Annotated in this window: 14 protein-coding genes; 5 read left to right on the top strand and 9 right to left on the bottom strand. The window is 71.1% G+C overall.

From position 1 onward, the window contains the following. Positions 1-304 precede the first annotated feature (304 nt). Positions 305-4,720, top strand: a complete 4,416-nt coding sequence (locus tag ACZ60B_RS23175; protein WP_469389858.1) for a ricin-type beta-trefoil lectin domain protein — start codon at positions 305-307, stop codon at positions 4,718-4,720. A gap of 50 nt (positions 4,721-4,770) precedes the next feature. Here the strand turns inward: ACZ60B_RS23175 and ACZ60B_RS23170 are convergent, their stop codons facing one another. Then, positions 4,771-6,900, bottom strand: coding sequence for an acyltransferase family protein (locus ACZ60B_RS23170; protein WP_469389856.1), 2,130 nt, complete (start codon positions 6,898-6,900; stop codon positions 4,771-4,773). A 209-nt stretch (positions 6,901-7,109) separates the two neighbouring features. On the opposite strand from ACZ60B_RS23170, the gene ACZ60B_RS23165 reads away from it, so the two are divergent. Further along, the gene (locus ACZ60B_RS23165) at positions 7,110-8,141 is read left to right on the top strand and encodes a phosphatidylinositol-specific phospholipase C domain-containing protein (protein WP_469389854.1); all 1,032 of its coding nucleotides are present in this window, start codon (positions 7,110-7,112) and stop codon (positions 8,139-8,141) included. A 103-nt stretch (positions 8,142-8,244) separates the two neighbouring features. Continuing rightward, positions 8,245-8,802 carry a glycoside hydrolase family 25 protein gene (locus ACZ60B_RS23160; RefSeq protein WP_469389852.1) on the top strand — a complete coding sequence of 186 codons (558 nt, stop codon included), beginning with the start codon at positions 8,245-8,247 and terminating at the stop codon, positions 8,800-8,802. Positions 8,803-8,908: 106 nt separating this feature from the next. Here the strand turns inward: ACZ60B_RS23160 and ACZ60B_RS23155 are convergent, their stop codons facing one another. Both ACZ60B_RS23155 and ACZ60B_RS23150 read right to left on the bottom strand, forming a co-directional pair. Further along, the gene (locus ACZ60B_RS23155; RefSeq protein WP_469389850.1) at positions 8,909-9,121 is read right to left on the bottom strand and encodes an EF-hand domain-containing protein; all 213 of its coding nucleotides are present in this window, start codon (positions 9,119-9,121) and stop codon (positions 8,909-8,911) included. A gap of 50 nt (positions 9,122-9,171) precedes the next feature. After that, the gene (locus tag ACZ60B_RS23150; protein ID WP_469389848.1) at positions 9,172-10,086 is read right to left on the bottom strand and encodes a helix-turn-helix domain-containing protein; all 915 of its coding nucleotides are present in this window, start codon (positions 10,084-10,086) and stop codon (positions 9,172-9,174) included. Positions 10,087-10,142: 56 nt separating this feature from the next. Here ACZ60B_RS23150 and ACZ60B_RS23145 point away from each other — a divergent pair, with 56 nt between their 5' ends. Continuing rightward, positions 10,143-10,781, top strand: a complete 639-nt coding sequence (locus ACZ60B_RS23145) for a GNAT family N-acetyltransferase (protein WP_469389846.1) — start codon at positions 10,143-10,145, stop codon at positions 10,779-10,781. 32 nt (positions 10,782-10,813) lie between these two features. Here the strand turns inward: ACZ60B_RS23145 and ACZ60B_RS23140 are convergent, their stop codons facing one another. From ACZ60B_RS23140 to ACZ60B_RS23115, 6 genes are all read right to left on the bottom strand, one after another. After that, the gene (locus tag ACZ60B_RS23140) at positions 10,814-12,010 is read right to left on the bottom strand and encodes a YVTN family beta-propeller repeat protein (protein WP_469389844.1); all 1,197 of its coding nucleotides are present in this window, start codon (positions 12,008-12,010) and stop codon (positions 10,814-10,816) included. After that, on the bottom strand, positions 12,010-12,822 hold the full coding sequence (locus ACZ60B_RS23135; protein WP_469389842.1) for a polysaccharide deacetylase family protein: 813 nt from the start codon (positions 12,820-12,822) through the stop codon (positions 12,010-12,012). The genes ACZ60B_RS23140 and ACZ60B_RS23135 overlap by 1 nt, the downstream gene beginning before the upstream one ends. 156 nt (positions 12,823-12,978) lie before the next feature. Next, positions 12,979-13,482 carry an ATP-binding protein gene (locus ACZ60B_RS23130; RefSeq protein ID WP_450661768.1) on the bottom strand — a complete coding sequence of 168 codons (504 nt, stop codon included), beginning with the start codon at positions 13,480-13,482 and terminating at the stop codon, positions 12,979-12,981. A 336-nt stretch (positions 13,483-13,818) separates the two neighbouring features. Beyond that, the gene (locus tag ACZ60B_RS23125) at positions 13,819-14,586 is read right to left on the bottom strand and encodes an enoyl-CoA hydratase/isomerase family protein (protein ID WP_450661767.1); all 768 of its coding nucleotides are present in this window, start codon (positions 14,584-14,586) and stop codon (positions 13,819-13,821) included. 77 nt (positions 14,587-14,663) lie between these two features. Further along, positions 14,664-15,920 (bottom strand): L,D-transpeptidase, encoded by a 1,257-nt coding sequence (locus ACZ60B_RS23120; RefSeq protein WP_469389839.1) that lies wholly within the window; start codon positions 15,918-15,920, stop codon positions 14,664-14,666. 163 nt (positions 15,921-16,083) lie between these two features. Beyond that, entirely contained in the window at positions 16,084-17,313 is a 1,230-nt protein-coding gene (locus ACZ60B_RS23115) for a L,D-transpeptidase (protein WP_469389837.1), read from the bottom strand. 160 nt (positions 17,314-17,473) lie between these two features. Here ACZ60B_RS23115 and glgX point away from each other — a divergent pair, with 160 nt between their 5' ends. Next, positions 17,474-19,735, top strand: a complete 2,262-nt coding sequence (gene glgX, locus ACZ60B_RS23110) for a glycogen debranching protein GlgX (RefSeq protein ID WP_469389835.1) — start codon at positions 17,474-17,476, stop codon at positions 19,733-19,735. Positions 19,736-19,782 lie beyond the last annotated feature (47 nt).

Here is a 19,782-nt window from a genome sequence, read left to right as displayed (position 1 = left end):
TGTGAAGTCCCCCTGTATGAAACGGACATGGAGGTCCGTCGTCCGAACGGTCACGTGGTCGGCGTGATCCAGGACGGGAGGCTAGGAACCGAATTTGCCCAACCTCAAGACTTTTTGCCAAGGCAATGACAAATACGTGTTCGATTTTGGCTTTTGCTGTGTACGTTCTGTGCCGGGGGAGCGAACATCACCGCCGCACGCCCCGCCGCCGACGTCCTGACCACCGTCCGGCCGCGGGCCGCTTCGGGCGCGGATGGTCGCAGATCTCGCATCTGCTCTGTCCGCTGTGCGAAGGGGTTGTTCCGTGCTGTCGTCATCCGTCCGCAGACTGGCGCTGCTTCCCGTGGCAGGTGTGCTGCTCGGCGCGCTCACCGTCCCGGCCGACGCGGTCACCGCCGACGACCCGGCCGGCCCCACCGACCCGCTGCTCGTCGCCCAGGCGAAGGCGGTCACCGACGGCACGGCCGTCCCGGTCGAGGCGCTCACCAGCGAGACCGACACCGTGACCGCCCAGCCGGACGGCACCTTCACCACGACCTCGACCGTCCTTCCGGTGCGGGTGCAAAGGGATGGCGACTGGGTACCGGTGGACGCCACCCTCGTCCCCGGTGCCGACGGCACCTACTCCCCCAGGGCCACGCCCAACGGCGTACGCCTCTCCGATGGTGGCAGGGGGCCGCTGGCCACGCTCACCGATCCGGCCGGGCACAGCATGAGTCTGACCATGCCCTTCGCTCTGCCCGCCCCCCAGGTCAGCGGCGACACGGCGCTGTACGCCTCCGTGCTGCCCGGCGTCGACCTGTCGGTCTCGGTGACGGACCAGGGCGGCTTCAGCGACGTACTGATCGTTCACGACGCACAGGCCGCCGCCGATCCGCGCGTGCGCAGGCTCACGGTGGCGACGGACACCGACGGCCTCGACCTGGCGGCGACAGCGGCGGGCGGCATGACCGCCACCGCCATGGACGGCACGGTGTCGTACACCAGTCCACCCCCGCTGATGTGGGACTCCGGCACGTCTACCGCGTCGGACGCGCCGGCGGGCGTCAGACCCGCATCCTTCGTGCGGGCCGCCACCGACACCCCCGCCGTCCCCTCGGAAGCCTCCTCCGTCGCCGGCCCCGGGACCGGCGCCCAGGTCGGCCAGGTCCCCATGACCACGGTCACCGACGCCATCACCCTGGCCCCCGACACGTCGCTGCTCGACGACCCCGCCACGCACTACCCCGTGTACATCGACCCGTTCGAGAACCCGGTCGCCAGCAAGTCCGGCGCCTTCGACGAGGTGTACTCCAGCTCCGCCTGCTCCGACGCCCCGCAGTACAACAAGCCCCAGACCAACGGTGAGGGCGTCGGCTACCAGCGCTGGGGCGGCCCCTGCGGGGTCGGGCTCGAGCGGTCGTACTACGCGGTCAACACCAGCGGCCTCGACCCGTCGATGGTGGTGATCAAGGCCGAGGTGAAGGTCAGCACCACCTTCGCGGCCAGCTTCGACTGCTCGCACGACCAACCGATCACCCTGCACACCACGGGCGGCATCGACGCGAACACGGACTGGGAGCACCAGCCCGACACCCTCGACGACAACGGCTACCCAGCGGTGAAGACCACAGTCCCGAGCGGAGCCAACGGCAACAGCAGTTGCTCCAACAGCACGGCGTCCTTCCGCGTGGACAAGCAGATCCAGAAGATCGCCGACGGCAACAAGGGCACCTGGACCATCGGTCTCTTCGGCAACGAGTCGAAAACCGGCTCCAACGACGACTACCTGCGCATGTCGCAGGTCCTCACCCTCACCACCGTCTTCGACATCCCGCCGGACGTCCCCACCAAGCCGCGCACCACGCCCAAGCCGCTGGGCGCGGACGGCGACTGCGTCACGGGAGCCGGCGCGATCGGCTGGATCGGCGCCACGACGTACAGCGACGCGGGCAGCAACATCCAGCTGCACTCCATCGTCACCACGCACATCTCCGGTGAGCACGCCGAGGCGCACTACCACGTCTGGGACCGTACCGACCTCGACGCCGACGGCAACGCCGTGGACAAGGGCACCCCGGACAGCGGCATGGTGGCCTCCGGCCAAGACGCCGACGCACCGATCGGCTTCACCCTCCAGGACGGCCACGAGTACGGCTGGGACGTCTACGCCCAGGACAACTCCTCCATCAAACTGAAGTCCGCGATCAGCGACCACTGCTGGTTCGACACCGACTTCACCCCACCGCAGACGCCGACGATCGCCGACAACCCACACTTCCCGCCGGTGGGCAATGGCGTCGGCGACACCTACGCGGGCACCAAAGTCACCGCCGACTTCGCGGTCTCCGCCGCCGACAACACCCCGGCCGACACCTGCGACCCGGCCGGCTGCAAGGCGAGCGGCGTCGACCACTTCCTGTGGCAGCTGGACGGCCAGCCCACCGCCGCCACCGGCCACACCGCCAAGGTGACCTCGACGAGCGGCATCACCGCCTTCGGCACCGTCACCGCTCCTGTCAGCAACTGGGGCGTGCACACCCTGTACGTCGCCACGGTCGACCGGGCCGGGAACCTCTCCCAGAGCCCGGTCGGTTACACCTTCACCGCACCCTGGGACCCCAAAACCAAAATCGCGCCCGGAGACGTCACGGGCGACGGCAGCCCGGACCTGCTGGCCACCACCAGCACCGGCGACCTCGAACTCATCCCCGGTGACAGCGACCCCGCCCAGTCACCCGTCCCGGCTCAGGACGGTCCTGTCGCCGGCACCCCGCCCACGGTCACCGGCCCGGTCATCGTCTCGACCGCCGCAGGCGCACCCACCGGCACCTGGAGCGACTACTTGATCGCCCATCGCGGCAACCTGCACGGCGACACCCACGACGACCTGCTCGCGTACAACAAGAAGACGCAGGCTCTTTACGTCGTGAAGAACGACCTCGACCCCAAGGACGACGGCTCCTTCCCGCGCACGCCGTACTCCACCTTCCCCGGTTTCGTCGGCCGCCGCTACGACGTGGTGACCAAGGACGCCTGCGAGGCCACCGACACCGTCCCCGCCAACCGGTGCTCCGAGGCGGGCTACGACCCGGCCAAGCCCTGGAGCCTCTCCCAATTGGTGGTCGACGGGGACGTGTACGGCAACGCCGACCACCCCGCCGTGATCACGGTCGAGAACAAAAAGCTGTGGCTCTACCAGTCCTACGGCATCAACCACCTCGGCCACCCGGTTCTGCTCGGCGACGGTGACTGGTCAGGCCTGACCCTGATCGCGCCCGGCCGGGTCGGTGGCGCCTTCTCCGTCGACGACGACGGCAACGGCAAGCTCACCGGCGGCACACCCACCCTGTGGGCTCGCGACGACTCCTCGGGCACCGTCTACACCTTCCCGATCGACGTCGACGGCTCCGCCCTGCTGCCCCGGCTGCTTCACGCCCCCGTCCGCACGGCGCTCGTGGCAGGCGTGAAGACGTCGTCCGGCGGCTCGCTCTGTCTGGACGACGCGAACGCCGCGACCGCCGACCACACCAAGATCACGATCCACACCTGCAACGGCACGCCCGCCCAGCAGTGGGTCCTGCACGACGACGGCTCCCTGCGCGTCCTTGGCAAATGCCTCGACGTCACCGGCGGCAGCACTGCCGAAGGCACCCTGCTCCAGCTCTACAAGTGCAATGGCACCGGCTCCCAGAAGTGGACCACCGGCGCCTCGGGCAGCATGGTCAACCCTCAGTCCGGCAAGTGTCTGGACGACCCCCAGCAGAGCTCCGTCAACGGCACCCAGGTACAGCTCTTCACATGCCACGGCACCGCCGCCCAGAACTGGACCAGCGGCACTGCGGCGGGCTGGAACGCCCACCCCGCCACGGGCCTGGACGTCGTCCTGCCCCTCAAGCAGTACCCCACCGTCGCCTCCCCCGGTGACGTAAACAGCGCCACCAGCGGTCCTGACGGTAAACCCGACCTGTACGCCACCGACGCAGCCGGCCAGCTGACGGAGTACCCGGGCGCCGCACCCACCGGCACCACGGCCACCTTCTCGTCCCCGGTCTCCCTGGGCACGGTCACCGACACAGCCACCCACCGCTGGCCCCTCACGGACAGTGCCGGCACGACCGCCTCCGACACCGTTGGCGGCCTCCCGGCGACACTGCACGGCGCGACCTCTTGGACGACCGACGCGACACGCGGCCCAGTCCTGAACCTCACCGGCACCACGGGCTACGCCGACGCTGCAGGCCCCGGCGTGGACACCTCCCACGGCTTCACCGTCTCGGCATGGGTGAAGCTCAACTCCCTCGACGGAGGCAACTCCACCTTCGTCTCCCAGTCCGACGACCCGTCCGTGAACACGGCCACCGGCTTCCAGCTCTACTACTCCTCCGGCGGCGGTGTCTGGGCCTTCGGCCGGCGTACCGCAGACACGGCCACCGGCACTTGGACCGCCGCCTACGGTACGAAAGCTGTCGCAGGCAAATGGACCCGCCTGGTCGGCGTCTACGACCCGGACACCGACCGCCTGCTCCTGTACGTCAACGGCGCCCTCACCGCTACCAAGCCCTTCGCCTCCGCCTGGAACGCCACCGGCCCCGTCCAACTGGGCCGCCGCCTCTCTTCGGACACCTACGGCGAGTACGCCGACGCCGCGCTCAGCGATGTCCGCCTCTACCCCACGGCTCTGCCCCCCGCGGACGCGGCGGCACCAGGAGGCAACTCAAAGCTGACACAGCTCGGCTGACTCCAAGGAGGGTCCCGTTTCGACGGCCCGCGGCGGGCTCGCGGTGAACATCATCGAGTGCTAGAGCCCGTTTGACGGGCCTTGCCGGGGCCTGTCCGAAGGGCTGCGGTCAGCGGGGTGTCGAGGACGGGGGCGAGGGCCTCGGCGTAGGTCTCGGCCAGGTGGCCGGCGTCGCGGTAGACGAGCGTGTCGCCCACCAGGACCGGGCAGGTGCCGGCCGGGGCGCACAGCCAGGGCACGGGGTCGATCAGCGTGACGTGGGCCGACCGGGCCGCGTCCGTGACCGCCTGCCGCCGGGACGGGTCGCGGATCGCCTCGGGGAGCCGGTTCGCGCACCGCTCCAGGCGCAGCGGGTAGCGGGCCGCGCAGTCGACCGCGTCCGTCCTCGGCCAGGGCGTGTCGAGCAGTACGGCGACCCGGGCCCCGGACGCCGCGAGCGCGTCGAAGGTCGTACGGAAGCCGTCGCCCCACTGCCGGACCGGATCGGCCGCCGGACGGACGGAGGTGCCCGCCTCCGAGGACGAGACGAGCACCAGTGCGGGCCGCAGGGCCCTGATCCTGTCGATCGCCCGGTCGCGCCAGATGTCGCAGGACGTGTAAGGCCCCCCGTCATGGACGGTGGTCACCGCGGCGGTCTTGCACGACGACTTCGTCAGCGACACCAGCTTCCAGCGGTGGGCCCGCGCGAGCCGGTCCAGCGCCGGGAACCACTGGGCCGCGTGGGAGTCGCCGAAGAGCACGACGACGTGGGCCGAGGCGCGGTCCCCGTACACGCACGCCGGGATCCGGGTGCTGTCGTAGCCCACGTGGCAGCCGTCCCGGTAGAGCGCGGACCTCGTCCCCTTGATGTCGGCCAGGGCGGGCCGGAGGTTGCTGGGCAGGCTCGTGCCGGACGTCCCGAGCAACTGCCGTACCCGAAGCGCCGGATCCGCCGCCGCCGCGATCTCGTACCGGGTGTCGACCGCGTCCCGGCCGGAGTCGATCGACGGCGGGAACAGGGACGCCGTCAGGGCGAGCACCGCGGCGCCCGCCGACAGTCCGCCGCCGAGCGCCAGCGCGCGGCCCGGCCGGCCCCGCAGCGCCGGGTGGAACCGTACGGGGTTCTCCACCAGGCGCAGGGTCGCCCAGGCCAGGGGCAGCGCGAGCAGACAGAGCGCGAGCGCCCACGCGCCGTCCAGGGGGCGGCCCAGCGCCGCGGGCGCGATGACCAGCACCGGCCAGTGCCACAGGTACCAGCCGTACGACAGTCCGCCGAGCCGGACCAGGGGGCTGGTGGCCAGCAGCAGCCGGGCGTCGCCGCGCGCGGGTGCGCAGCCGCCGGCCAGGACGAGTCCGGCCCCCAGCACCGGCAGCAGCGCGTGGTGACCGGGGAAGGGGGTGGTGGTGTCGTAGCGGACGGCCGCCAGGACGACACAGGCCAGCCCGGCCCAGGTCAGGGGGGCGGCGACCGCGGCGGGCAGTCCGGTGAGCCGCTCGGCGGCCAGGGCGAGCAGGGCGCCGGCGCCGAGCTCCCAGAAGCGGGTGTGCGAACCGAAGTACGCCCAGGGCGGAGAGGACGCCGTCACCTCGACGCTCAGCCAGAAAGAGACGAGGCAGCACCCGGCCAGCGGGAGCGCGAGCCGTCCGCCGCGGCGGGACCACCTCCAGGTGACCAGGAGCAGCAGCGGCCAGAGCAGATAGAACTGCTCCTCGACGGCCAGCGACCAGAAGTGCTGGAACGGCGAGGGGGGACTTCCCTCGGCGAGGTAGTCGGTGCCGCCGACGGCCAGCCGGATGTTGACCGCGTACAGCGCGCCGGCGAGCGCGTCACCGGCGTACTCCTCGAAGCGGACCTTCGACAGGAACAGCCAGGAGCCGGTCAGGGTGGTGAGGACGACGAGGGTCGAGGCGGGGAGCAGTCGCAGGGCCCGGCGGGCATAGAACTTCCTGATCGATATGGCACCCGTGGTCGACAATTCGCGTAACAACAAAGAGGTGATGAGGAAACCCGAGATGACGAAAAAGACATCGACGCCGACATAACCGCCGCCGAACCCCCTTGCACCGGCGTGGGACAGGACGACGAGGGACACCGCCACGGCGCGCAGTCCCTGGATGTCGAGCCGCACCGGGTGCGGCGTCCGCGAGGTCTCCTCGATCGCGGGTCCGGTCTCCCGGGCCTCGCGGAATGGCGTCTTCACTTTGTTTCCCTGCGTCCGGCCGACCGAATTCGACGCTGCAACAGACCGTCGAATCGGGCCGACGGTTGCACCCGGCCGGATTTCGCGTCCCCGCGCCACCCGGCGCCACCCCGCACGGAGGTGAACGGAGTTCCGCCGGAGGCTACCGCGCAGTAACCCGATCCCCCTAGGCTGCCGTCAACTCTGCGACGACCAAGGGGACTTGACACATGCGCACGGTGAGACGAGTGGCCGCGCTGCTGGGCGCGGCGGCGATGCTGGCGGTGGTCCCGGCCCATGCCGAGGCCGCCTCGGCGACCCTCTCGGGGACCACGGCGATCGGCACGCACAACGCCTACGAGAAGGACAAGTACACCTACTTCGCGCAGGCGTTGGATTCGGGGGCCTCGCTCCTCGAACTCGACGTCTACACCGATCCGCTGAGCAGGCGGTGGCGGGTCAGCCACAGCAATCCGTTCGGCAACGACAACAACTGCGAGAAGGCCACCAGCCCCGGCCAGCTGTACGGGCAGAGCCGCAATCAGGATCTCGGCAGTTGCCTCGACAACATAGCCGCCTGGCACCGACTCCACCCGGACCACCGTCCGATCATCTTCAAGGTGGAGATGAAGAACGGATTCAACAACACCATCGGTCTCGGCCCGGACGAATTCGACACCCTGGTCGCGCAGAAGCTGGGCAGCATGGTCTACAAGCCGTCGGACCTGCTGGGCGGGACGTACCCGACGGCGGACGCGGCCGCGAAGGCCGACGCGTGGCCCTCCCGGGACGACCTCAAGGGCAAGGTGCTCTTCGAACTGATCCCCGGCACCGTGGAACAGGCGAACCCCTTCGACCACTACTGGACCGACCAGGAGTACGGCGACCACCTGCGCGACCTCGCCGCGGCCGGCACCCTCCCGGCGGCGCAGGCCTTCCCCGCGGTGCTCGGCGCGGCGAACGGCGACCCGCGCACCGGCCGCTACGACGCCTCCATCCGGCCCTGGTTCGTGTTCTTCGACGGTGACGCGGCGGCCTATGTGAACAACGCCTACGACACCTCGTTCTACTCGGCGAACCACTACGTCCTGATCATGACGGACGCGGCAGGCGTGTCACCGGCCATCTCGTCGACCGCGCCCACGGACGCGGAGGTGGCGGCCCGGCTGTCGCTGCTCGCCGCGGACCACGCGAGCGTCATCACCTCGGACTGGTCGACGAAGTCGGCCGCGGTGCTGGGGTCGGTGACCGGCCGGGGCTGAGTCCCGGCCCCGGCGACCCCGGCTAGGGATCGGCACTGCCGAAATGGGGCATAAATGAACTTCAACTCCTGTATCCCCACCGGCAGTCAAGGGAGTCCCTCACATGCTGCGCGGCATCGACGTGAGCGCGTACCAGCCCTCCTCGTACGACACGGACGGCCTCTCCTTCGTCTTCGTCAAGGCGTCGGAGGGCCGTTCCTACGTCAACCCCAAGCTCACCGCCCAGACCAAGTGCGGCCGCGACGCCGGACTGGTCGTCGGCTTCTACCACTTCCTCTGGCCCGGCGACATCACCGCCCAGGCGGCCTGGTTCGTCGCCAGGGCCCCGGAACGGGCGGGTGACATCCTCGCCGTCGACTGGGAGACGACCGGCGACGGCACCCACGCGAGCAACGCGGAGAAGGACCGGTTCATCCGCCGGGTGAAACAGCTGCGGCCGGACCACCGGGTCGTCCTGTACTGCAACCGCAACTTCTGGCTGAACATCGACACCACCTCGTACGCCGGTGACGGCCTGTGGATCGCGGACTACGTGACCGCGGGCAAGCCGCGGATCAAGGCGAAGTGGCTCTTCCACCAGTACACGGACGACCCGCACGACAAGGACGTGGCGGACTTCGCCGACCGGGGCGAGCTGCGCGAGTGGGCCGCGGGCGACTGACCGGGCCCGGCGCTCCCGGATCCACGGGCCGTGGGACCGGCGGGACCGGCCGGACACGCCGAAGGGGCGCCCCGCCGAGCCGGCCGGGCGCCCCTTCCCCACCGCGTCACTTGCTGAGGTGGGTCCAGAACTCGTCGAACGACAGAACCTTGTCGCCGTTGAGGTCACGGGTCTTGATGATGGCCTCCGCGACCGACTCCGTGACGTTCCAGTCGCCGCCCTGGGCGAGGGCGGCCTTGAACTCGGCGGCGGTGATGAAGCCGTCACCGTCCGTGTCGATCCGCTGGAATTCCTTGCGTGCTGCCTCGATGTCGGCCATCGGTCCGCCCCTTTTCGTCATACCTTGCTGTCGTCCTGACGCAGGTCAGATTAACGGCCCGCGCGAACGCGCAGAGCGGCGACCACCCAGGCGAACTCCTCCCGGTGCGTCGACGGGCATTCGACGCCGTTCACGACGGCCGACAGTTCGCGGTAGCGGGCGACCCTGGCGTTGGAGGCCGCGGTCAGCCGCTCCAGGACCGCGGGCCAGTCGGCGTCGCCGAGCACCTCGCGCAGTACGTCCTCGGCCTCCGGCGCCTCGGGCGCGATGCCCCGGCGCAGCGCCTCGCCCGCGAGCTGGACGAGCCGGCTCATGAACCACATGGAGGTGCCCGGCGGCACGTCCGGCCCCCGGTCCGCCGCGTTGAACTCGATCATGCGGCGCATCAGGGCGCGGAAGTCCGGGTCCTGGATCAGCTCGGCGAGCTCCACCCAGGCGTCGACCTGCTCGGGCGTGGGGTCCTCGGGCAGCTCCGCCGCGGCGAACCGCAGTCTGCGGCGGATGTCGGGGTCGGCCGTGTCGATCCCCTCGAAGATCTCCGCCATGAAGTCCTCGACGATCCGCCCGCGTTCGGCGGCCGACAGTCGTGCCAGCTTGTTCATCAGGGTCATCTCCTCGGCGGTCGAGCCGCGTCGCGCCACGGTCGACAGCACCGCGCGGGTCACCCGCAGCGATCCGATCTGCGCGTCCAGCGCCTTCACGTGCGCGGCGGCGACCTGGGCGACGGTCGTCTCACCGGTCAGCACCCGGTGGACGTCGCTCATCCCGAGGCCCAGTTCGCGCAGGGTGCGGACCAGCTCCAGGCGGGCCACGGACGCGGCGTCGTAGAGGCGGTAGCCGCCCGCGGAGCGGCCCACCGGGGGCAGGGCGCCCTCGTCGGACCAGTAGCGGATGGTGCGCACGCTCAGGCCGGTCGCTCGGGCCAGCTCACCGATGGTGAGAAGGCCGGTGCCGTCTTCGATCATGTCTGCGAGTCTGGGCCTTCCAGTGGGTGGAGACTCAAGAGGGGGAGAGGGACTCGATGACGCGGAGCCTGCGGGACATTCTGGAGGCGGCGGCCCGGGGGGTGTTCCCCGCGGCGGACGGCGGTACGACGGTGGTGCCCCAGCACTCCCCCCGGGACGCCGGGGTGATCGCCTTCACCGCGCACTCCGTGGTGTTCACCGACGAGGATCCGCGGTGGGTGCGCGAGACGCTGGCCGCGGTGGACTGCGACGCGCTCGCCGCGTCCATGAACGCCCGGTTCCTGGCGGCTCTGCTGGAGCGTACGGGCCGCCGCCACGACACGATCGACCTGCTCCTGGTCGGCTCCCCGCTGCCGGGCGGACCGGCGCTGCCCCTCACCGAGATCGACGACCCGGACCATCCCCGGGTCGTCGCCTCCCGCAGGCGCCGGGACGGCGTGCGGGTGTGGACCGCCGAGGGGGGTGTGCTGGTGCTGGGGCGCGGGGTCGCCGGGCGGCTGGAGGTCGCGGTCGAGGTGACCGAGGAGCTACGGCACCGGGGGCTGGGCCGGCGCCTGGTGACGGCGGCGCGGCAGCTCGGCGGGGGCGAACCGGTGTGGGCCCAGGTCTCGCCGGGCAACGCCCGCAGTCTGCGGGCGTTCCAGGCGGCCGGTTACGTTCCGGTGGGGTCGGAGGCGCTGCTGGGGCCCCGCTGACGGCCTCGGGGCGCCCGGTGACGGGACCGGCGTCAGCGGAAGACCCCGGTGTGGCCGAGCGAGTAGCGGCCGGGCTGGGGGTAGACCGCGAGGCCGTGCGGGCCGTGGCCGACCTTGATCCGGGCCAGTTGCCGGCCGGTGGCGGTGTCGATGGCGTACACCTCGGAGTTGTACCGGCCCGACAGCCACAGCACCTTGCCGTCGGCGGAGACGCCGCCCATGTCGGGGCTGCCGCCGTTCGGCAGGTGCCACTTCTCGGTCAGCGCCTTCTTGCGGAAGTCGAAGACGGAGACGGTGCCCTCGCCGCGGTTGGAGATGTACATCTCGTGGGAGTCGCGGCTGACGTACAGGCCGTGGCAGCCCTTGCCGGTGGGCAGCAGGGTCGGCCGGGTGAACCGGTCGCCGTCCAGGACCCACACGCCGTCGGCCTTCATGTCGGCGATGTAGAAGGTCTTGCCGTCCGGGGAGATCTTGACGTCCTGCGGCATCGCACCCTCGTAGGGGAGCTTCTCCTGCCCGATCACCTCCATCTTCGCGGTGTCGACCTTGAGCAGTTCGCCGCTGAACTCGCAGGACACGATGAAGTACCGGCCGTCGGTGGAGAAGTCGGCGTGGTTGACGCCGTAGCAGGTCACCGGCAGGGACTTGATCCGCTTCATGGTGTGCGGGTCGCGGAAGACGAGTTCGCGGTCCTGGGAGGCCATGACGACGGCGTACTTGCCGTCGGGCGTGAAGTAGAGGTTGTACGGGTCGTGTACCTCGACGGGCTTGCCCGCGGTGCCGGTCCTCGGGTCGATGGGGGTGAGGGTGTTGCCGAGGTCGTTGTTGACCCACAGGGTCTTCAGGTCCCAGGAGGGCACGACGTGCTGGGGCTGGTGGCCTACCGGGATCGTCTCGATGACCCGGTACGTCTTCGGGTCGATGACGGTGACGGTGTCGGACTGGGTGTTGGGGACGTAGACGCGGGAGGGGAAGTCCTTGACCACCGGGGAGAGCTGGTTCGGGCGGTCGGCGGCGTAGACGTCCTTCGGGTCGAGGACGGGGGGCATGCCGGGCAGGCTCCGGTCGTCGGCCTGCCGCTTGGGCCGGGGCTCCCGGACCGCCGCGGCCTTGGTGGCGGCGCTCTCGTGCGCCCGGTCCCCGGAGCCGGAGCCGCAGGCGGCGAGAAGGGTGACGGGGACGAGGGCGGCGACGGTCAGGAGGGCGCGCCCGAGCGGTTTCGCGTGCATCAGCTGAACAGCTCCGTGGTGGTGACCGCGTGCAGTCCGCGGCGGCCGAGTTCGTCGAGTACGGCGGGGAGCGCGGCGACCGTGCCCGGGTAGCCGAAGTGCAGGCTGACCACGGATCCGTTGCGGATCTCGCCGAGCACCTTGCGGGTGACGGCGGCCGCGCCGGGCTCGGTGAAGTCGAGGGAGTCGACGTCGTAGGAGAGGACGTGCGGGTATCCGGCGCGGGCCGCCAGCCGTTCGACGAGCGGCGAGGCGCGCGGGGAGCGGGAGGGGCGGAACCAGGTGCCAATGGAGCCGGTGAGGCGCTTGAGCCGGTCGGCGCAGGCGCGGATCTCGGCCCGCGCCGCGGACTCGGACATCGTGTTGATGTCCAGGTGGCGGTGGGTGTGGTTGCCGAGGTCGTGACCGCCGTCGAGGATGCGGCGGGCGATGTCGGGGTGGTCGTCGAGCCAGGTGCCGACGGCGAGGACGGTCAGCCGGGCGCCGCGCTTCTCCGCCGTGGTGAGCAGGGAGCGGGCGATGCCCGGGTCGCCCTGGCCGTGGAAGGTGAGGGCCACGCGGGGACGGTCGCGCGGCCCGTGGGTGAGCTCGGAGGGCTGACCCGGCAGTCGGCGCGGGGCCGGGGCGACGGCCGGGACGGGGGTGGCGGCGCGCGCGGAGGCGGGACGCGCGGGCGCGGCGCCGGTGGGAGTGGTGCTCGCGGGTGCGGGGTGGGCGGCGGCACCGGTCGTGGCGCATCCGGCGGCCAGTGCTCCGCCGGTCACCAGCCCGGCGCCCGCCCGCAGTGCCGTGCGGCGGTCGGTATGGGTCATCCGCACCATTTAAAGGGGGCATTGTAAGAAAAGGAGCGATTGGCTCCCCCGGTGGCCGGCGCGGGTCGCGGGGCCGTACCGGCCGAAGCGGCCGTACGGGCCGAAGCGGTCACACGGGCCGAGGCGGTCCCACGGACCGAAGCGGTCGCCCGGGCCTCAGCGTTCGGCCACTCTCATCTCGAACCAGGTCGTCTTGCCCCGCGGCAGGAGGTCGACCCCCCAGCGGTCGGAGAGCTTGTCGACGAGGAACAGGCCCCGGCCGCTGATGTCCATCTCCTGGACCGGCATCAGACAGGGCAGGCCCCTGGAGGGGTCGCGGACCTCGACCCGGATCCAGCCGCGGCGGCGGCGCATCCGTAAGCCGAAGACCCGGGCGCCGGTGTGGCGTACGGCGTTGCCGACGAGTTCGGAGACCAGCAGGACCGCGTCCTCGGCCATCTTGGGGGTCAGGCCCCACTGGCGCAGGACCACCACCTGGGCCAGCCGGCGTGCCGTCGCGGCGGACTCGGGGCGGGACGGCAGCGGGACCTCCGCCTCCGTCGGATTGCCGAACAGCTCCAGGGCCTTCAGCGCTCGTTCGTCCTCGACCGCAGGCGACCAGCGCGCCGCCGTCGGACGGCCCTGTCCCCGCGGCTGTTCGATGCCCTCCAGCCCCGCCATGCCCCCCATCATGGCCGCCCGTACGGTCCTCCGGGGTCGTTCTGGAGGAATACGTCCCCCGGAACACAATATTCCGCCCGATTCGATCGGCATATGCCAGCGGCAGTTCGGCGTCCGAGACAGCCCTTCCGACCTGCGCCGGAGGCACGATCCGAGGCAATCGACAGGTCGCCCCGACAAGGCGGGCTTAAGGCCTGCTTAAGGTTTCCATAAACCGCCCCGTCGAGGGACCCGGGATCAGACACCGCGTCAATTGCAAGTGGTTCGGGAGAGTTTCACCGGACCGGTTTCACCGAGCAGCTCTCACCGGAACCTCACCCTGCGTCCGGCGCGCCGTCACTGGAACTTGGCCTTGCCGGGCCCTTCCTCCACGAAGCTGCGCATGCCGCGCTCGCGGTCCTCGGTGGCGAACAGGCCCGCGAACCAGGTGCGTTCCACGGCCAGTCCGGTCTCGATGTCCGTCTCCAGGCCGGTGTCGACCGACTCCTTCGCCGCGCGCAGCGCGAGCGCCGGGCCCTGGGCCAGCTTCGCCGCCCAGGCGTGCGCCTGCGAGTAGACCTCGGCGGCCGGGACGACCCGGTCCACCAGGCCCAGCGCCAGCGCCTCCTCGGCCTTCACCATGCGGCCCGTGAAGATCAGGTCCTTGGCCCGGGAGGGGCCGATCAGACGGGCCAGGCGCTGGGTGCCGCCCGCGCCCGGGATCAGGCCGAGCAGGATCTCCGGCTGGCCGAGCTTGGCGTTGTCCGCCGCGATGCGGTAGTCCGCGCACAGCGCCAGCTCGCAGCCGCCGCCCAGGGCGTAGCCGGTGACGGCCGCCACCACGGGCTTGGGGATGCGGGCCACGGCCGTGAACGAGTCCTGCAGGGCGCGCGAGCGCAGGACCATCGCCGTGTGGTCCATCGCCTGCATCTCCTTGATGTCCGCGCCCGCCGCGAACACCTTCTCCCCGCCGTACAGCACCACCGCGCGGATGTCCTCGCGGCGGGCGGCCTCCTCGGCCAGCTCCTTGATGCGGTCCTGGACGGCGACGTCCAGCGCGTTCATCGGCGGGCGGTCCAGACGGATGGTGCCCACGCCTTCGGCGACTTCAAGATGCACAGTCATGAGGGCAGGTTAACGGGGACTAACGCCGACGGCCCCGGTGCGGTACCTCACACCGGGGCCGTACGGTCGGTCGGCGCTCAGGCCTTCCACTTCTCCCACGACATGTTCCAGCCGTTGAGGCCGTTGGCCGGGTCGACCACCGGGTCGGTGGAGTGCTTGACCTCCACCACGTCACCGACCATCGAGTGGTTGAAGAACCAGGCGGCCGGCACCCCGCTGTCGTAGCCGCCGCGCACGTCGCGCAGGCCGACACAGCCGTGGCTGGCGTTGTAGTTGCCGAACGCGTCGCCGCCCCAGTAGTTGCCGTGCACGAAGGTGCCCGAGTCGGTCAGGCGCATGGCGTGCGGGACGTCCTTGATGTCGTACTCGCCGTCGTAGCCGACGGTGTCGCCGTTCATCCGGGTGACCTTGAACTTCTCGCTGATGACCATGCTGCCGTTCCAGGTCGCGTAGCCGGCCTTGCCGGTGGTGACCGGGATGGTCCTGACGGTCTTGCCGTCCTGCATGACCTTCATCGTGTGCTTCTTGGCGTCCACGACGGACACCTGGTTGCGGCCGATGGTGAAGGAGACGGTCTTGGACTGCTTGCCGTAGACGCCCTTGCGGCCCTCGACACCGTCGAGGTTCAGCTTGACGGTGACCTTGGTGCCGGACTTCCAGTACTCCTCGGGGCGGAAGTCCAGGCGGTCGTTGCCGAACCAGTGGCCCTCGACGTCCACGGCGGGCTCGGTCGTGATCTCGATGGCCTTCTTCACGTCGTCCGGCTTGGTGATGCCGCGCGTGAAGCGGACCGAGAACGGCATGCCGACACCGACGGTGGAGCCGTCCTCGGGGGTGAAGGTGCCGATGAAGGTGTTCTTCGGGCTGAGCGTGGTGAAGGAGGAGTCCTCCGCGGCCGTACGGCCCGCGGCGTCCTTGGCGACCGCGTGCACCTCGTACTTGGTGGAGGCCGCCAGGTGCGTGGTGGGCGTCCAGCCGGCACCGTCCGCCGAGATGGTGCCGTCGACCTTCGTACCCTTGGCGTCCTTGACGGTGACCTCGGTCAGCTTGCCCTTGGTGGCGCTGACCTTGAGGACGCCGCTCGTGTCGACCTCCTTGGCGCCGGTCTTGGGGGCGATGGTGACGACCGCCTCCGACTGCGCGCTCTGGGTCGCGGACGCCTGCTTGCCCTTGTCCTTGCCGTCGCCGGACCCGGCGTCCGCCCCGCCGCCGCAGGCGGTGACGGAGACCAGCAGCACGCCGAGGGCGGCTGCCATCAGTCCGCCCCGGCCCCGCTTCCGCGTCCCGCCCGCGCGCGCGTCAACCGACGCCCCCGATATCGGTCGCACGTTCAACTCTTCTCCCCTCGCCGGACCCCGGCCCGGCCACCCCAGCGCATCCCATGCGCTCTCTGGCGCATATTAACCACATGATCAGTGCGGTCGATGCCCGCCGATTGTCACCGTTCAGTCCCAACTGAGGTCCCTCCTCCGTCGTCCGGTCCCGCGTCCCGCCCGGTCACTTGTCCGCGCTCCCCTTCTTCCACTCCTTCCACCCCATGTTCCAGCCGCCGAGCCCGTTGTCGGGGGCGACCTTCTTGTCGTCGCTGTGGACGACCTCGATGACGTCACCGACCAGGCTGCGGTCGAAGAACCAGCCCGCGGGGGTGTCCGAGGCGCCGCCCTTCACGTCCCGCAGTCCCACGCATCCGTGGCTGACGTTGGCCTTCCCCGGGGCGTCGGGCGCCCAGTAGTTGCCGTGCAGGAAGGTGCCCGAGCTCGTCAACTGCATGGCGTGCGGCACGTCCGGGATGTCGTACTCGCCGCCGAAGCCGACCGTGCGGCTGTTCATCCGGGTGACCTCCAGCATGTCCATCACCACCATCTTCCCGTTGTAGGTGGTGGTCTTGGGGGCGCCCGCGGTGATGGGCACGGTGGCCACCAGTGCGCCGTCGCGCCGCACCTGCATGGTGTGCTTCGCCGCGTCGACCAGCGAGACCTGGCTGCGGCCGACGGTGAAGGAGACCGTCCGGTACTGGAGTCCGTAGACCCCGCGCGCCCCCTCGACGTCCCGCAGCCGCAGGCCGACGGTGACCTTGGTGCCGGGCTTCCAGTACGCCTCGGGGCGGAAGTCCAGACGGTCCTTGCCGAACCAGTGCGGGCGGATCTCGACCGCCGGCTGCGCGGTGACGCTGACGGCCCGCTCGACGGCTGCCCGGTCGTCGATCTTCCGGCTGAACGTCAGCGAAACGATCATCCCGGTGCCGACCGTGGAACGGTTCTCCGGGGTCACGTACCCGATGAACCGCTCGGCGGGGACGAAGGTGGTGAAGGTGGTGTGCCGCGCCGAGCGGCGGCCGTCGCCGTCGACGGCGACCACGTCGACCGTGTACTTCGCCGCGAGCGCCAGCGGCTCCGTGGGCTCCCAGCGCCGCCGGTCCGGGGAGAGGCGGCCGGGTACCGGGGTCACCTGCGCGTCCTGCGACTTGACGACCCGCACCGACTCCAGGCGCCCGTCGGTCACCAGGACCCCCAGCGCCCGGCCGGGGCGGACCTCCTTGCTGCCGTCGTCCGGCGAGATCCGGATGACGTCCTCGGGGGCCGGCGCTCTGCCGAGCGCCCCGTCGGCGCCGATCACCCCCGTCGGGTCCGTGTCGCAGCCGGCGGCGCCCGCAAGCAGCCCTGCCCATGTCAGTACGGCGGCCAGCGTGGCCCCCGCGCGCCGTGCGCGCCCGTGTACGTGCCTCACATGGACCCCAACGACCGGCCCGCCCCCGGGAAACGTGAGTGCGAGCCATGAGCTGGGCAGAACAGTGGGGAGGACGACGCGACAGGTGACCGCGGCCGGGACGCCGCGGGCCCGTCACCCGTTGTTCCACGTCGTGCCATGAGCCGCGGGAGGCCGAACCGTGTCCAGCGCAGCCGAGCAGGAGGCGGTGGCGGAAGAGCGCGCCACCGGGGACGGGCGTCCGGTCGCCGCCGCCAACGGCGCACGGCGCAGGACGCCCGCGGTGCCGGTGTGGCCGGGTGCGCCGACACCGCTGGGGGCCCGCTTCCGGGTCGGCCCGGACGGGGTGGCGGGCACCAACTTCGCGCTGTGGGCGGGCGGGGCCGAGGCGGTGGAGCTGTGCCTGTTCGACGGGCGCGGCCCGGACAGCAGGGAGACCCGCGCCCGGCTGACCGAACTGACGCACGAGATCTGGCACGGGTTCGTCCCGGGGGTGATGCCTGGTCAGCGGTACGGCTTCCGGGTGCACGGCCGCTGGGACCCGTGGACCGGCGCGCGCTGGAACCCGGCGAAGCTGCTCCTCGACCCGTACGCGCGCGCGGTGGACGGCGACTTCCGGCTGCCGCCCGAGGTGTACGGGCATGTCCGCGACTGGCCCCAGCAGCAGGTCGCCGACACCGTGCGCGACGACCGGGACTCGGCGCCGTACGTCCCCAAGGGTGTGGTCGTGCACGACGACGCGCCGGGCGACGAGTGGACGGACGACCGCCGCCCGAAGACGCCCTGGGCCGACTCGGTGATCTACGAGCTGCACGTCAGGGGCTTCACCAAGCTGCACCCCGGCATCCCGCCGGAGCTGCGCGGCACCTACGCGGGCCTCGCGCACCCGGCGGCGATCGAGCATCTGGTGAAGCTGGGCGTGACGGCCGTGGAGCTGCTGCCGGTGCACCAGTTCGCGCACGAGGACCATCTGCTGCGGCGGGGGCTGCGCAACTACTGGGGCTACAACTCGATCGGCTACTTCGCCCCGCACGCCGGGTACGCCGCCTCCGGTACGACCGGCCAACAGGTCGGCGAGTTCAAGGACATGGTCCGGGCGCTGCACGCGGCCGGCATCGAGGTCATCCTCGACGTGGTCTACAACCACACCGCGGAGGCCGGCGAGCTGGGCCCGACGCTCTCCCTCAAGGGCATCGACAACCACGGCTACTACCGGCTCCAGTCGGACGCCCGCCGCTACGCCGACTACACCGGCTGCGGCAACACCCTGCACGTGGTCCAGCCGCAGGTGCTGCGCCTGATCACCGACTCGCTGCGCTACTGGGTGACGGAGATGGGCGTCGACGGCTTCCGTTTCGACCTCGCGGCCGCGCTGGCCCGCTCCATGCACGACGTCGACATGCTCTCCCCGTTCCTGGCCGTGATCGCCCAGGACCCGGTGCTGCGCCGGGTGAAGCTCATCGCCGAACCGTGGGACGTCGGCTCCGGCGGCTACCAGGTCGGCGCGTTCCCGCCGCTGTGGACCGAGTGGAACGACCGCTACCGCAACGCCGTGCGGGACTTCTGGCGGCACGCCCTGCCGGACGTCCGCGAGATGGGCTACCGGCTGTCGGGGTCGAGCGACCTGTACGCCTGGGGCGGGCGGCGGCCGTACGCCTCGGTCAACTTCGTCACCGCGCACGACGGTTTCACCCTGCGCGACCTGGTGTCGTACGAGCGCAAGCACAACGAGGCCAACGGCGAGGGCAACCGGGACGGCACGGACGACAACCGGTCGTGGAACGGCGGCGCGGAGGGCGAGAGCGAGGACGAGCGGGTACGGGAGCTGCGGCGGCGCCAGCTGCGCAACCTGCTGACCACCCTGCTGCTGTCCACGGGGGTGCCGATGCTGGTCGCGGGCGACGAGTTCGGGCGCACCCAGCACGGCAACAACAACGCCTACTGCCAGGACAACGAGATCGGCTGGCTGGACTGGAGCCTGCTGGAGGAGCCCGGCTGGCGCGCCCTGTCCGAGCTGACGTCACGGCTGATCGCGCTGCGCCACCGCCATCCGGTGCTGCGCCGCCGGGCGTTCTTCTCCGGACGGGCGCACTCTGCGGACGGGCTGCGGGACCTGGCCTGGTTCACCGCGCGGGGCGCGGAGATGACGGAACGGGACTGGTACGCGCCCGCCGCCACGCTCGGCATGTACCTCTCCGGGCGGGACATCCCGGGCCGCGACGAGCGGGGCGCGCCGATCGTCGACGACAGCTTCCTGGCCGTGCTGCACGCCGGGGACCGGCCGGTGAGCTTCGTGCTGCCGGGGCCGCCGTGGGCGGAGCGCTACGAGGTGGTCGTGGACACCTCGCGGGAGGAGCAGGCGCAGCCGCCGGAGGTGACGCACCGGGCGGGGGCGGCGATCACGGTGCCGGCCCGGTCCGTGCTCCTGCTGAAGGTCGGCTGAGCGACGCGGACCGCGCGGTCGAGGACGGGCCCGCGGGGAGCGTGCGG

The sequence above is a fragment of the Streptomyces sp. NPDC104096 genome, from assembly GCF_055584385.1.
This window is presented reverse-complemented; position numbering and strand designations above follow the sequence as displayed.

What these genes read in the sequence shown, in the direction of transcription:
- ACZ60B_RS23165 (WP_469389854.1), top strand. Translation starts at nt 7,110, where the DNA reads ATGCGCACGGTGAGACGAGTGGCCGCGCTGCTGGGCGCGGCGGCGATG.
- ACZ60B_RS23160 (WP_469389852.1), top strand. Translation starts at nt 8,245, where the DNA reads ATGCTGCGCGGCATCGACGTGAGCGCGTACCAGCCCTCCTCGTACGAC.
- ACZ60B_RS23155 (WP_469389850.1), bottom strand. Translation starts at nt 9,121, where the DNA reads ATGGCCGACATCGAGGCAGCACGCAAGGAATTCCAGCGGATCGACACG.
- ACZ60B_RS23150 (WP_469389848.1), bottom strand. Translation starts at nt 10,086, where the DNA reads ATGATCGAAGACGGCACCGGCCTTCTCACCATCGGTGAGCTGGCCCGA.
- ACZ60B_RS23145 (WP_469389846.1), top strand. Translation starts at nt 10,143, where the DNA reads ATGACGCGGAGCCTGCGGGACATTCTGGAGGCGGCGGCCCGGGGGGTG.
- ACZ60B_RS23140 (WP_469389844.1), bottom strand. Translation starts at nt 12,010, where the DNA reads ATGCACGCGAAACCGCTCGGGCGCGCCCTCCTGACCGTCGCCGCCCTC.
- ACZ60B_RS23135 (WP_469389842.1), bottom strand. Translation starts at nt 12,822, where the DNA reads ATGACCCATACCGACCGCCGCACGGCACTGCGGGCGGGCGCCGGGCTG.
- ACZ60B_RS23130 (WP_450661768.1), bottom strand. Translation starts at nt 13,482, where the DNA reads ATGGCGGGGCTGGAGGGCATCGAACAGCCGCGGGGACAGGGCCGTCCG.
- ACZ60B_RS23125 (WP_450661767.1), bottom strand. Translation starts at nt 14,586, where the DNA reads ATGACTGTGCATCTTGAAGTCGCCGAAGGCGTGGGCACCATCCGTCTG.